General features: G+C 61.0%; 8 protein-coding genes. 5 read left to right on the top strand and 3 right to left on the bottom strand.

Annotated elements, in window-relative coordinates; translation table 11 throughout:
* Positions 1 to 5 precede the first annotated feature (5 nt).
* A complete protein-coding gene (locus ACM6IO_RS02175) occupies positions 6 to 2813 on the bottom strand; it encodes a multicopper oxidase domain-containing protein (RefSeq protein ID WP_223480509.1) in 2808 nt (935 codons plus the stop codon).
* 183 nt (positions 2814 to 2996) lie between these two features.
* Positions 2997 to 4445, bottom strand: coding sequence for a sensor histidine kinase (locus tag ACM6IO_RS02170; protein ID WP_192228733.1), 1449 nt, complete (start codon positions 4443 to 4445; stop codon positions 2997 to 2999).
* Between the two features lie 700 nt (positions 4446 to 5145).
* On the opposite strand from ACM6IO_RS02170, the gene ACM6IO_RS02165 reads away from it, so the two are divergent.
* The 5 genes from ACM6IO_RS02165 to ACM6IO_RS02145 all read left to right on the top strand — a co-directional run bounded on the left by ACM6IO_RS02165 (position 5146) and on the right by ACM6IO_RS02145 (position 11396).
* A complete protein-coding gene (locus ACM6IO_RS02165) occupies positions 5146 to 5517 on the top strand; it encodes a DUF6124 family protein (protein WP_008034164.1) in 372 nt (123 codons plus the stop codon).
* A gap of 253 nt (positions 5518 to 5770) precedes the next feature.
* Complete coding sequence (locus ACM6IO_RS02160) at positions 5771 to 7117, top strand: hypothetical protein (protein ID WP_414910812.1); 1347 nt, start codon at positions 5771 to 5773, stop codon at positions 7115 to 7117.
* Between the two features lie 35 nt (positions 7118 to 7152).
* A complete protein-coding gene (locus ACM6IO_RS02155) occupies positions 7153 to 9402 on the top strand; it encodes an Ig-like domain-containing protein (RefSeq protein ID WP_414910811.1) in 2250 nt (749 codons plus the stop codon).
* Positions 9403 to 9461: 59 nt separating this feature from the next.
* Positions 9462 to 9923, top strand: a complete 462-nt coding sequence (locus ACM6IO_RS02150) for a curlin (RefSeq protein ID WP_192228732.1) — start codon at positions 9462 to 9464, stop codon at positions 9921 to 9923.
* A gap of 27 nt (positions 9924 to 9950) precedes the next feature.
* Positions 9951 to 11396 (top strand): curlin, encoded by a 1446-nt coding sequence (locus ACM6IO_RS02145; RefSeq protein ID WP_414910810.1) that lies wholly within the window; start codon positions 9951 to 9953, stop codon positions 11394 to 11396.
* A 1228-nt stretch (positions 11397 to 12624) separates the two neighbouring features.
* Here ACM6IO_RS02145 and ACM6IO_RS02140 read toward each other — a convergent pair.
* Positions 12625 to 13482: a CsgG/HfaB family protein gene (locus tag ACM6IO_RS02140; protein ID WP_008034033.1), complete on the bottom strand. Its 858-nt coding sequence runs from the start codon at positions 13480 to 13482 to the stop codon at positions 12625 to 12627.
* Positions 13483 to 13509: the final 27 nt, after the last annotated feature.

Below are 13509 nucleotides of genomic sequence, written 5' to 3'. Positions count from 1 at the left end.
GCGGATCATGGCTTGATCACCACTTGTGGGCCGTAGCCATCGCCAGTGCGGAAGGTTGGCAGTGCAGCAGAGTTCACGTAGCGCACGCCATCCCAGCTCGGCAGCGGAACCGGCATCAATTGCAGTTGCCCCGGTTTCTCAACGTCCCAACGCAACAGCATGGAGTTGTCTTCATGTTGAGTGTTGTGGCAGTGCTCCATGTACGTCCCGGCGAATTCGCGGAAGTGGATCGCAATCTCGACGCTGTCCAGGCCGTCCTTTTCCGGACCAATGCGGTACACGTCCTTACGTGCCCATTTTTCCCATTCCGGTGGTAGCTTGCCGCCGCGACTGAGGATGATCCCCTCCTCGAAGTGCACGTGAACCGGGTGGCTCCAGCCCTCGCCGCCGAGCTTGATGTTCCACACTTCCAGCGTACCGAAGCCCGTGGCGCCGGCATCGGTCGGGCCGGAGGCCAGTTTGGTCGAGACGTTCAGCCGACGAGGGTCCATTCTGAAACCGAAACCGCCGTCGGTCTTGATTGTCCACGGCGCCGAATCGGTGCCGTCGGAACGACCGAAGGTGAAGGTGCGATGACGGGCCTTGGCCAGCAGCGCCTTGTCGGCCACATTATCGCGGTGAATTTTCAGCGGGATCATCACCAGGCCTTCAGCCTTGCCCGGTTTGGCCGGTTCATAGGCCGCCGGGTCCATGGCCAGGTCCTGACCGGTGTAGGCCTTGACGTTGAATTGCAACACTTTGCCTATCGCCGGATCACCGTCCTCCCACTTCGGCCCCTTGCTGGATTGCCTGATGACGGCCTTGTACTTCTCGGACAGCACGTCAGCCAGGGCGACGGGTTCTTCCGGGCCCTTGCCGTCTTCGTGCACCAGCAGGTTGACGAAGAACAGCTTGTCGCCCGCCTTGACCCCGTTTTTCGAGAAGTTGACGACGATGTCGAAACGCTCGGCGATGCCCATGGTTGGCAGGATCGCGTTGTGATTTTGAGTATCGCCGTCGGCATCCAGGTCCATGGTGCCGTCGAATGGCACGGCGTGTTCCATGATGTTGCCGTCGTTGGCAATCATGTGGAACGGCACACGGGCGTACGACAAGCCTGACCCGACAGGCCCTGGGAACTCGCCACCGGTGCCCTTGATCTCGCGCACCAGCGCCAGTTTGAAGTAGCGCGATACCGAGCCATTGAGCATGCGGAACCGATAGCTGCGGGCGCGCACATCCAGGACCGGTTTCCACTGCCAGTTGACCAGCACCTGATCACCGAGGAAGCCGTCGGTATTGAACGGGTTAAACCACAGTTGACCGTTCTTGTCCCACGCTTTATCGGCAAACAGCAGGTTGACGTCGTAGTCGCGGTTGCCCCAAGGCAAGGCGTTGCCACTGGGTAAACGCAGGTTGACGCCGTCATTCACCGCTTCATTGCCACGGTCCAGGGCGCTGTAGTAGTTCATCATCGCCGCGTTGCCCTTGTAGACGTTCTGCGCGGTGAAATCGAGCATGTGGTCGTGAAACCAGTGGGTGCTCATGGTTTCGCGCCAGTCGCCACGGATCTTGATCGTGCCGTTGTCGCAGGTCTTGCGGCTGGGGATGAGGTCGTTGGTCCACAGGGTTTCGCCCGGCGAGCACGGAAAAGCTGCACGCGGGTCTGTAGCCGTGGTGTTGATGCTGTCGTAGCCGGCCAACTGGATCGGCCAGCGGTAGTCGTAGAATTGCCCGGGGAAGAAAAATGCGTTGGCATAACCGTCGCTTTCGGCCGGTTGGTGACCATTGTGTTCGTGGGTGCTGAGGGTGTGCAGACCAAAACCCATGTTCGCCGACGGGTCGATCGGCAAGGCGTTGTAATGGCGCATCAGCACGGGTTGTCCGTAACGCACCATGAGCAATTTTGGCGGCAAGGTGCCGTCGAAGGTCCAGACCGATTTGTGGTTCTGCACCGGCATTTTCGGGTGAAAACGCGCATCGACGCCTTTGGCGGTGCCTACGGTCGTCGGCAGGCCAGCCACATTGTAATAGAGGCCACCGGGGCCAAACTCGCCCATGGCATAGCGGTGCATCTGACGACTGTCACGCAACCCGGTATTCACCCGTGCGCCGGATTGCACAGTCTTGTAGGCGATCTGCGGGTAAAACTCGTTCCAGCGCTGGTGCGACCAGCCTTTTCCTGGTGGACGGCCTTCAGCCGACGAACCGATACGCCGGTTGAGGAAAAATTCGATCTGCTTCTGCCAAGGGTTGCGATCGACCACGTTGGAATAATGGCTGGGAAACGGGGTCAGTCCGGGTTGGCGCATGAAAGCGTCAAGCGCCGCACTCGGCGGAGCGCTGCGAGCGACGCTGGTGGGATCCTGTTGCGGCAGCGGGCCGATGGCGGCCGGTGGAAACGGCAATTGCGCCGCCGGGGTGGTGGGGTCGAGTTTTTCCGGACCGAACTCTTCGAACAGCACCAGTTGCTGAGTGAACGGCAGAGCACCGTACAACGGGCTGGGTTTGCCGTTGGTAGGGTAATTGAAACTGGTCTGTATCGCCGGCGGAAGGACGTTTTCCTTGAGCGGAGTCTCTCGGGTGCCTTTGACGCCAGCCGGCAAGTCGAAGGCATCCAGGTTGGCGGGGGGCATGGTCAAAATGGCGTTCAAGGCACCTGCCTTGTCAGCCGGCTCGTCGTGATACGCCGAAGGGTCGGAAGGTGGCGGCTGCCCCTCGTCGTCGATCGGGCTGGCGCGCAGGCTCGTTGTGCCGAGCGTCATGGCCACAAAAACGCTAAGGGGCGTCAGGAGACCAAACCATTTGCAGGGGTGCAGCGCTTTTCTGTCCATCACCAGCCGCCTCGAAGTCGTGAAGGGGGTAATGGGGGTTTTGCAAGGAGCTCGCCAGACTTGCTACAGCCTATACAAACGCACTAATGCTCGCAGAAACAATGGCTTATCAACATCAATTTGCCATGCCCCGAAAAACGACTGGGGAATGACACCCGCAACCGGGGAAAGTTCTTCCCCATTTCAGGGACTGCGTTGGAACGACAGGCGAACACTTGTGCCCTCGCCCTCGCGACTGTCCAGGCTCACCGTACCGCCGCAGCGCTCCATAATCCGCTTGACCAGTACGAGCCCGACGCCGAGCCCGCCTTGCTTGGTGGTGAAAAACGGCCGGAAAGCCATGCTGCGCTGTTCCTCGTTCATGCCTCTGCCGGTATCGCTCACCACCACGCTGACGTCTCGGGCATCCGTCGGCTCCAGAATGACGGTGAGCGTGCCGCCCTGGTCCATGGCCTCCAGCGCGTTGGCCAGCAGACGGTTGAGTATCTGCGTCAACTGCATCTGCTGGCTCAGGACCATGGGCGTGTCCTTCGGCTCGAACACCACATGAACGCAGGCCTTGGCGATCTGCTGCTCGAAGGCCATGAGGCTGTCGTGCACCGCCGCCACCAGGTTCACCGGTTCCGGTTCATCGGTGAGCGGGCGCAAGGATTGCAACAATTCCCTGACCCACGTCGACATGCGATCGACCTGCCCGATGATGTCGTTGATATTTTGGTGCGCCGGGCCATTGTCGAACTCCAGCGCCAGTTCGGCACTGGAGCGAATGGTCGCCAACGGGTTACGCAAACTGTGGGCCACCGCCGATGACATCTCGCCCAGGGCGACAAAGGTTTCGTTGGTGATCAATTGTTTTTGTTGCGCCGCCAACAGGATCGCCGCACGCCGCACGATCCAGTACAGCCCCAGATAAATCAGCCCGCCGCCCAGTGCGGTGGCCAGCCAGATCAGCACCAGACCGCGCTCCATGCGGCTGATCAGGTCTTCGGGTTCCTTGTAGATCTCGACCATCGCCGTGACGTGCTCGCCGTCGGCATCGAACAGCGGAATGTAGTTTTCGATGAAGATGAATTCCGGCGGCGAGACGAACTTTTGCTCCATGCGTGTCTTGTCCACGTCGTGATAACTGGTCGACACCGGCGTCCTGGAGGCGAATGCGCGCTCAAGGTCTTCGTCGGCATGGATCGTGGTGCCCATCAATGCCGGGTTGGTCGACCAGATCACCATGCGGTCGGGGGCGTAGATGTTGGCAAGGATCACGTCAGGCAAGTGCTCGATGTGGTCGAGAAATTCGCCCCGGGCGTTGGCGCGGGCCATCGGGTCTACGTCGGGGAAATCCTTGTCCTTGCGCGGGTCCAGCAGCTCGCCCATGCTGCGCACATTGGGAATTGAGACGTGGCGCACCTCGGTCAAGGCAATCGTCTGAATGAACTGCGAGGTCAGCAATGCATCGCGCTGCACGCTCTCGGTAATCACAAATCGCGTGGACACAGCCCCCAGTGCCACCGCCACCGTACCAATCACCGCCATGCTGATGAGGGAAAACCAGCGCAGCAGATTGAACGGTTGCTTTCGCGAGCTCAAGCGCACATCGCCCTCTTCGGACTGGAGCGATTGTGTGGGCATGTTCATGGGCGTACTTCCCGGCGATTCCCCCCATTGGTTATAGCCCACGGTCAGGCATTTGCCCGGTATTGGGTGTTGACGTGACGATCCCCTGTTGGATCCATCACTCGATACACGCGTAACCGTTCGGCAACCACAAATGCCGTGGCTTTGACTTTGCGCCCTGGCACGAGCACGGTCTGGCGCTACCACGGCGGATAAATGGCCTGAACGCAGGGGCAGGACTCACCTTCGTTGCTTCGGGCGTATCGATAGCGGCGCTCAGCCAAAAACAGGATCCGTGCAGGGGCGCGCGGGGCCGTCAACCCTGAAGAGATATCCGACGTTTTCCGCGATGTTTAGCAATGCCTGCTCATGTTTAACGACGCTTGTTTAAAAACACTTCGTGTTACTTCGCGCAGGCTACAACGCCTTGCGCCATTGCCTACGCTTGCGCCAGAATCCGCCGGCTTGTGCGCCTTGGGCCTGGGCTCTATCGTTTTCCGGTCGCTGAAAAATACAGCGATGGGGTTTGGTAGCCCGGTTCAATTAGGCGTATTGCGTCACTGTTAGCAGACCTTTTTAGTCTCTGTTTTATGGTGGCCATGCGCAGGGCTCCCTCGGGGGCGCCGGGTTCCTAATTACCGGTCTACCAACCCGCGTATGGCCGCCACCCATCGTTTGGTAGCGAGGGTGAAGGCTCCTTTTTTAATTAGGAGTACCTGTAATGTTCAAAGTAACGCCCAATCCACCGGACACCGATCCGGCATCGCCGCAAGACAATCCCGATTCAGAAGCACATCGCGAGGCAGTCAATCGCGCCCTCGATTTCTACTTCAACCCTGCCGCCCAGAACGCTCACATCAAAGCCACTCCGCGAACACCCACCACCCTGTTTATCGTCAACCCGGAACTCGATACCGAAACCCTGCTGGCCCATGCGTGTGAATCCCTGGCATCGGCCAATGTCATGGCGACAGACCTGGCGGATCAACTGGACGGGACATGCCGCAACTCCCTGCTGGGGATTGCGCAAGTCATCATGCTGGGCGAGTTGGCGGTGAATCGGGCGCTGGATCAATTAGCCCCCACCGAGTAGCGACTGCGTCCAGCTGTCTGTAGGAGCAAGCTTGCTCCTACAGGTTTCCCGCCCTCCCCGGCATCCCCATCGCCCCCCAATGCTGGGGACAGTCGCCCGTTGGTTCGTCCGGCATCCAGGCAACGCTTAATAGCGAAACGCTGTAATGCCGGGCCTTTGCCGGCCGTTTCCAACGATTGGTACGGAAGTTGCCGACTCCCCCGTCAACTGACCCACCCCCCCAAGGGGCAGGTCTCTGATAGAGGGAATACTCATGCACCCTTTACTGTCCAAAACCACGATCGCCCTGGTCGTGTCCGCTCTGGCCCAAGGCGTCGCCCAGGCTGCGCTGTTTGCTGTCGACCCCGGCCCCTATGTTCCCGCCGACGGTAACTTCGCTTCCTGGTATCAGGACACCCACGGTCGAACCCTCGACTTGTGCCTGTCCAAGGCCGTCAGCTCCAGAGTTCCGAGTGCGCCCGGCGCACCGTCCTACATGTGCCTTTTGAATCCGAATCCCGGCATTTTCGATGACACTCAACCCATCGTTTTCCCGACCAACTTCCCCGACGAAGCGTTCTGGTTCACCGGCGACGGATCCATCGTCGATGCCGCACGGGGCATCGACCTGACCTATGTCAGCGCCGTTGAAGCCGCGTTCAGTGGTGGCGACCCGCTGGAAGGTGATCAGGTCAGTTTTGGCCGTATCCGTATTCGGGTCGACGTGCCCACCGCAGGCACCTATGTCATCACCCACCCTTACGGCGTCGATGTCTTCAACGTCGATACCCCCGGGCGCCGCGCGATCAACATGACCCGGGACATCGGCATCGGCTCGCCGAAAACCTACGACGGTGCGCTCAAAGCGGACATCGGCCCTTTCCTGCGCAGCCTCAACGGCCCTTACATCGAGCCCAACCCGGTTACCGGTTCAACCGACACGTTCGTGGGCGATCCGAACCTGGAAGAGGCCTTCACCGGCAGCCCTTTCAATACCAACTACATCCGCATTGAAGGGCCTAACGGACTGGACTTGCGCACGACGGTGATGGCCATTTCCGGCAAGTTATCGACGCTCGTTCGCCCCACTCCGATCATTGCCGAACGCAGCACCTATTCGCGCACAGCCGGCGCCAGCGCCCCGGTGGCCCACCAGGATGTTTTCGTCATGGCCCCGCCACCACCGGCCACCGTGACCCTGGACAGCAACACCCCGGTGTTGAACCTGATCGAGGCCAACACCACCGGCCACTGGTACGCCCAGTCAGCCACCAACCCGACGTTGCCGAGCAGCTTGCTGGTGACGGCCGACAACCATCTGGCGATCCCTACCAGCACGCCAACCTCCTTGTCCATGCCGCTGACCGACCTGGTGGTGATTTCACGGGCCGAGTACAGCCTGAGCAGCGGGCAAATCACGGTAGTGGCCTCGACCAGCGATGAAACATCGCCACCGATTCTCACCGCCACCTCCGGCACGGGTGTCGCCATCGGCGCCCTCAGTGGCAGCGGCGCAGAGAAATCCCTGTCGACCGGCATCTCGCCGATTCCACCGGCCAAGGTTCAGGTGACGTCATCCAATGGCGGCAGCGATACCGAAGAAGTGGTCATCGTGCAATGAACGCTCTCATGCCCAGATCCGCATCAGGAGGCATCATGAACAAGTGGCCACGCTTCGCGCTCAAGGCGCTCGGGCTGACTCTTTCGCTGTCCGGCAGTGCGTTCGCGCAACTCACTGCCGTCGATACCGGCCCCTACACTTTCGCCACGGGGAAATTCCCCATGTGGTATCAGGACAGCAACTTGCTGTCGCTGGAACTGTGCCAGTCACGGGCTACCAGCACGCGGGCACCGGGTGCTCCTGGCGCCCCCGCCTATATGTGCATCCTGAATCCGGAGCCCGGCATTTTCGACGACACCCTGCCGATGGTGTTCCCGGATAACTGGCCACCGGAAGCGTTCTGGTTCCTCGCCGAGACCAGCATCAATGATGTAGGTGGTTATGGCGTGGATGCCTACGTGGCCGGGATTGAAGCGGCGTTCGCTGCGGAAAACCCTGTCGACGGCGATCAGGCCAGCTTCGCGCGGATTCGCATGCGGGTGAACATACCTGTCGCGGGCACCTACACCATCACCCACCCGTACGGCGTGGAAACAGTCAACGTCACCACACCGGGCCGCCGGGCGATCAACATCACCCGCGACATCGGCATCGGCGCACCGGGCAACTTTGCCGGGGCACTCAACGGGGAGGTCGGGCCATTTCTTCGCAGCGTCAACGGGCCGTACACCGAAGTGAATCCGGACACCGGCGCCATCGAGACATTCGTGGGTGATCCGAACCTCAGCGAAGCGGTCACCGGCAGCCCGTTCAACAATAACTTCCTGCGTGTCCAGGGTCCGGCCGGGACCATTCAGACCAACCTCTTTACCGTGTCCGGCAAAGTCCTCGACAGCCGTGCGCAAACCCCTGTGGAAATCGGCCGCGCCACTTACCGTCGCCTCCCGACAGGTCCGGGCACGAGCAGTACCCGGGTCGAAGTCTTCGGCAAATCGGCCATCAGTTCGAGCCTGTGCTTCCGTGAAACCGTGCCGTTGGTTCCCGGACCACCGCAATCGCCCTGCCTGGTCACCATGCTTGGCAACAACACCGGCCAGTTCTTCGGCCATCGTTTGACAGGCAGCACGGTTCCTCCGGTGGTCGTGGTCACCGCGACCGACCCGAGTGGCACCAACCGGCCAACGGCAGTGTCGAGCAAAGTCACCGACATCGTGAAAATCCAGACTGCACGCTACAACTGGAGTAATCACAGCCTGCTGATCGAAGCCACCTCGTCAGACGAAGTCGTGGTGCCGGACATGGTCGCCCAAGGCTTCGGACGGCTGACGAAAACCGGCACCTTGCAACGCCTGAGCGTTGCCGATCTGTCGCAGCCACCGGCCAGTGTCACGATCAAATCCGCAGCCGGCGGCAACGACACCGAACCTGTGGTGGTGATCGGCACACAACCGAACAGCGGTGAAAACGAAGCGCCGCTGGCCGTTGCCGACACCGGCAGCACCAGCTTCGGGGTGCCGATCACCCTCAACCTGCTGGCCAACGACAGCGACCCGGACGGCAACACGCCATTGAGCATCGTCGCGCTGACCCCGCCGGCCGCCGGGCAAGGCACCGTGGCGATGAGCGGCACGACCGCCGTGGTCTACACACCGCCCCCCGTAGTCACTGCGCCGATGACCACGACCTTCACCTACAGAGCTCAAGACATCAAAGGCCTGGCCTCGGTCACTCCGGCGACCGTGACCATCACCGTGGCGCCTAACCGGCCACCGGTGGCCGTCGCCGACAGCGTCGCAACCCTGGGCGTGGCGATACCGATCAGTGTGCTGGCCAACGACACCGATCCGGAAGGCAACGTGCCGCTGGCGGTCGCCAGCTTCACGCAACCACCGAACGGTCGCGGCAGCGTCAGCAGCAACGGTACGGTGATCACATACACCCCACCGGCCAACTTCACCACGGCGTTCACCACGACCTTCACCTACTTCGTCCGGGACAGCTTCGGCGCCCAGTCGACGGCACCGGCGACGGTCACCGTGCAAGTCTCGCCACGGCCACCGGCAGAAACCTTCACGGTGACCACGGCAACGGTGTCGGCACGCTCCAACAACCGCTTCACCTGGGACTTCGCGGGCACCTCATCGGTGACCACCGGCAACGTCGTCACCATCCGGGTGAGCACCCCAACCGGGTTGGCAACCCTGGGCACTGCCACAGTGGCGGTGACCGGTCGCTGGCGGCTGACGGTGAACAACACCACCACGGTGATTCCATCGGCGAACCCGACGGCCACCATCACCTCGTCCCAAGGCACCGTGCGCACCGTGACGGTGATCTCCAACTGAGCCTTGGCCCCATCGGTCACGTGGCCGATGGGGCTGGCCTCTTGCGAAAGGACAGTCTCATGAAAACGTCGACCGCCGCCCTGCTCTGCCTGCTTCTGCTCTGCAGCAGCGCGGGCGTGCGCGCCGACGATCTGATGGAGAACGATGACCTGGGCCCCGGCACCGACCTCGGCGAGTTGCCACCGCCGATTGGCCAGCACGCGCTGATCGACCAGAACGGCCAGGCCAACGTGGCGCTGCTGCAACAGAACGGCCAGTCGCTGCTCGGCACCATCGTCCAGTCGGGGAGCAATCAGGAAGCCTACATCCTGCAACAAGGCAGCGACCTGATGGCAATGATCACTCAGCAAGGTTCCGGCAACTCGGCCTCGATCACCCAGACCGGCAGCCAGAACCGCGCACAGATATCCCAGAACGGCAATAACAACGACGCCAGCATCGACCAGGCCGGCACGGGGCTTTCCAGCGCCGTGACCCAATCGGGAAACGGCATGAGCGTTTCAGTCAAACAATACCGCTAAAGCACCGCACCACATGGAGGTTTCATCATGTTCAAACTGACGCCCCTCACCGCCGCGATCCTGGTCATTGCCAGTGCCCATGCGTTGGCCAACGACAGCATTTCCACCCAGGACCAGGTCGGCACCGCCAACATCGCCAATGTGAAACAGACCAAGGCCCCCTACAGCACCGCCACCCAGCAGCAACTTGGCGAAGGCAACGATGCGGCTGCGGTGCAGGACTCGGCCACCAGCACCATCGACCAGAACCAGGTCGGTGAATACAACGCCGGTTACGCCGAGCAATTGTATGAAGACAACAGCACCATCACCCAGAAACAGACCGGCAGCTTCAACACCAGCCATGCCAGTCAATCGATCGGCGCGGGCGGCGGCGAAGTGCTGCAACAGCAGGAAGGCAGCGGTAACTTTTCATTCGTCTATCAGGACAGCCAGGAGGGCACTTCCGGTCAAACTTTCCAGTACGGCGACAGCAATGAAGCCAACATCGAACAGATCCAGCCCGGCATCGGCAACATGGCGGTGATCATCCAGTACGGCACCACCAACTACGCCACCGCCGAACAGATCAACCACATGGGCGGTCAGATCGACATCAACCAGTCCGGCGCCAACAACTATGCCTACGGCGACCAACGCAACGGCGACGGCGGCAACCTGACCATCAACCAGAACGGCGACGGCAACGGCACCGAGATCTGGCAAGACGGGCAAGCGGGCAGCACGGCCACCGTCGACCAGATGGGCGAGACCAACGAAACCGTGGTCGACCAGAGCTTCGGCGAAAACAACACCGCCCAGGTCTTCCAGGTCGGCAACCTCAACGCGATCTACGCCGACCAGTTCGAGTCAACCGGCTCGACCCTGGCGCTGTACCAGACGGGTACGGGTAACGTGCATTTCACCTATCAGTCCGGCGAAGGCCATTCGCTCACCGCGACTTCGGTGGGTAGCGACAACAAGGTCTACGCCAGCAATTGGAAAGGCCCGCAAAAAGGTGGTCAATTTGGCAGCAACCAGAACGCAACCATCACTCAGAACGGCAAGGAAAACATTGCCAACTTCACCCAGGACGGCGTCGGCCATGTCATGACCACCAGCCAGACCGGTATGGGCAACAAAACCATCGTCAGCCAGGCGGAGAACTACAACGAGCTGTACTTCGATCAGAACGGCACCGACAACGTCCTCATCGCCGACCAGCGCGGCACCACCAACCTGGTCGAGGGCAGCAGTAACGGCATGAATAACCGTAGCGAATTCGACCAGTCCGGCACCAGCAACCTGGCCTCTACCAGCCAGTGGGGCAACGATAACAAGATCACTCTGAAACAGACCGACAGCATGAACGTGGCGTATGTAACCCAGAGCGGTATCGGGAACATTGCCAATGTTGATCAGAGTGGCGTGACGCAGATGGCGACCATTCAACAGGTGGGTATGGATAACCAGGCGACGGTGTTGCAGCAGTAATTGCGGGGGGTATAAAAAACCGCGGCCCTTGAGGGGGGCGCGGTTTTTTTGTGGCCTGCTTTCTGTAGGAGCCAGGCTTGCCGGCGAAGGCGTCTTGACAGGCGACGATTATCTTTCAGGTGTACATATCCATTGCTGCGGTAACGGCCACTATGGGTTTCGCCCTTACGGCGAGTCACTTGGAGAAGCGCCAAGTAACCAAGCGCTCTTGCCCCTTTCGTTCGGTGCCTCGCCTAGGCTCGGCATGCCCTCGCTCCGGTCCTGCTCCGTGGGCCCGCCGCCATCGGCCATCCCTGGCCGGGGGCGGCTAACCCGGCATCCATGCCGGGTTGCCCACTGCGCAGAACCTCCACTCGGCCTCTCGAGGGGGCGGTGCGTCCAGATCAAAAGCTGAAGGCGAGCTAACGCTCGGCCTGATGAGTGGTGAAAATCAAAAGCGCACGCCGATCCCTGTAGGAGCCGGCTTGCCGGCGATGGCGGTGGCGGTGGCGGTGGCGGTGGCGGTGGGTCAGTCGACGCATTTATCGCCTGAAAGGACGCCATCGCCAGCAAGCTGGCTCCTACAAGGGAAATGCATATGTGTTGTTGGATAAATACGATCCCCTGTAGGAGCCGGCTTGCTGCGGGCGGCGTTCCGACGATAGCGGTGGATCAGTCAACGTATGTATTGGCTGGACAGACGCCATCGCCAGCAAGCCGGCTCCTACAGGGGGTGGGGGTATTCGTGAGTGAAGGGTTGGCTGGAAGGACGCTATCGCCGGCAAGCCGGCTCCTACAATGGTACGGCGAACACCCACCTAACCACGAGGCCGAGCGTTAGCTCGCCTTGCGCTTTTGATTTTGATCTGCCCGCCCCTTCGGGAGGCCGAGTGGAGGTTCTGCGCAGTGGGCAACCCGGCATGGATGCCGGGTTAGCCGCGCACGGCCATGGATGGCCGATCGCGGCGGGCCCACGGAGCAGGACCGGAGCGAGGGAACGCCGAGCCTTAGCGAGGGGCCGGACGCCGGGGCGAGACCTTTTGGTTCCTTTTGGGGCGTTTGCCAAAAGGGACTCGCCGTAAGGGCGAAACCATAAGTGGCCGTTACCGCAGGAATGGATATGTACACCCGAAAGAAAATGGTCCGCCATCAGGCCGCCATCGCCGGAACGCCGCCCGCAGCAAGCCGGTTCCTACAGAGGTTCGGGGGTACATCCGCATGAACCAGGTCGGCCCGGAGGCCGCCTCGGTCACTCTTCTTCAGGCACCACCTTGTTCTGGGTCAGATACCGGTCAAGCGTCTCGCCGCTCTCAGGCGAATTATCCCCCGCCACCTGCCACAAACGCCGCTCGATCCCCTGCGCCAGAAGATGCCCCACCGCCGCCTCGATCGCCGACAACACACACAACTGCGCCGGCTCGTTGGTGGTGTAGCCAACCTCCGCCTCAAGCAACTTCTTGAACTCGATAAACTTGAACACCCCGGCACTACGACCCACGGAGTAGATCGTCTTGCTGGTCATCACATTGGCCAGCACCTGCCCACTGCGCACATCCACCGCCCGCAGGTTCACCGTGACCTGATCCACCCGATACTCCCGGGAAATATCGATACCCAGGTAACGCGCCCCTTCCCCTCCGCTTTTCACATTGGTGTCGTACGCAATGATCCCGCCCTCAAGCATCATGTTCGCCGCTTGCAACGGTGGCAATTCACCCTGGATATTCACCGGCGTGTTCGGTTTTTTCTGCGAGGCGCGGATGATCTTGCGTTCGGTCAGCAGGTTCTGCAGCCCCTCCCGCTCCAGCACCACAAACCAGCCGCTGGCCTGCAACGCATCCATCAGCATGCTCGCCGCGCCTTGAGTGACGCTGGTAGAAAACGAACTGGCCGGGGTCGGTTTGTATTGCCCGGTCTGGTCGCGGAAACCGTACACCACCGCCATCAACCGCCCCTTGGGTCGTGGCATGTTGATCAAGTCGTAGTAAGTCGAAGCCCTCGGGGTCAGCGTCGGGGTTTCGGTGTCCTGCTCAGCCCCGATCGGCTCGCGCAGACTGCACCCCTGTAACGCCGCCAACATCAGCCCTAGCACCATTATTCTTTTCATATCCTTCCCTCCCCATCAACCCGGATC

Source organism: Pseudomonas sp. IT-P44, from assembly GCF_949768225.1.
GTDB classification, from domain to species: Bacteria; Pseudomonadota; Gammaproteobacteria; order Pseudomonadales; family Pseudomonadaceae; genus Aquipseudomonas; species Aquipseudomonas migulae.
This window is presented reverse-complemented; position numbering and strand designations above follow the sequence as displayed.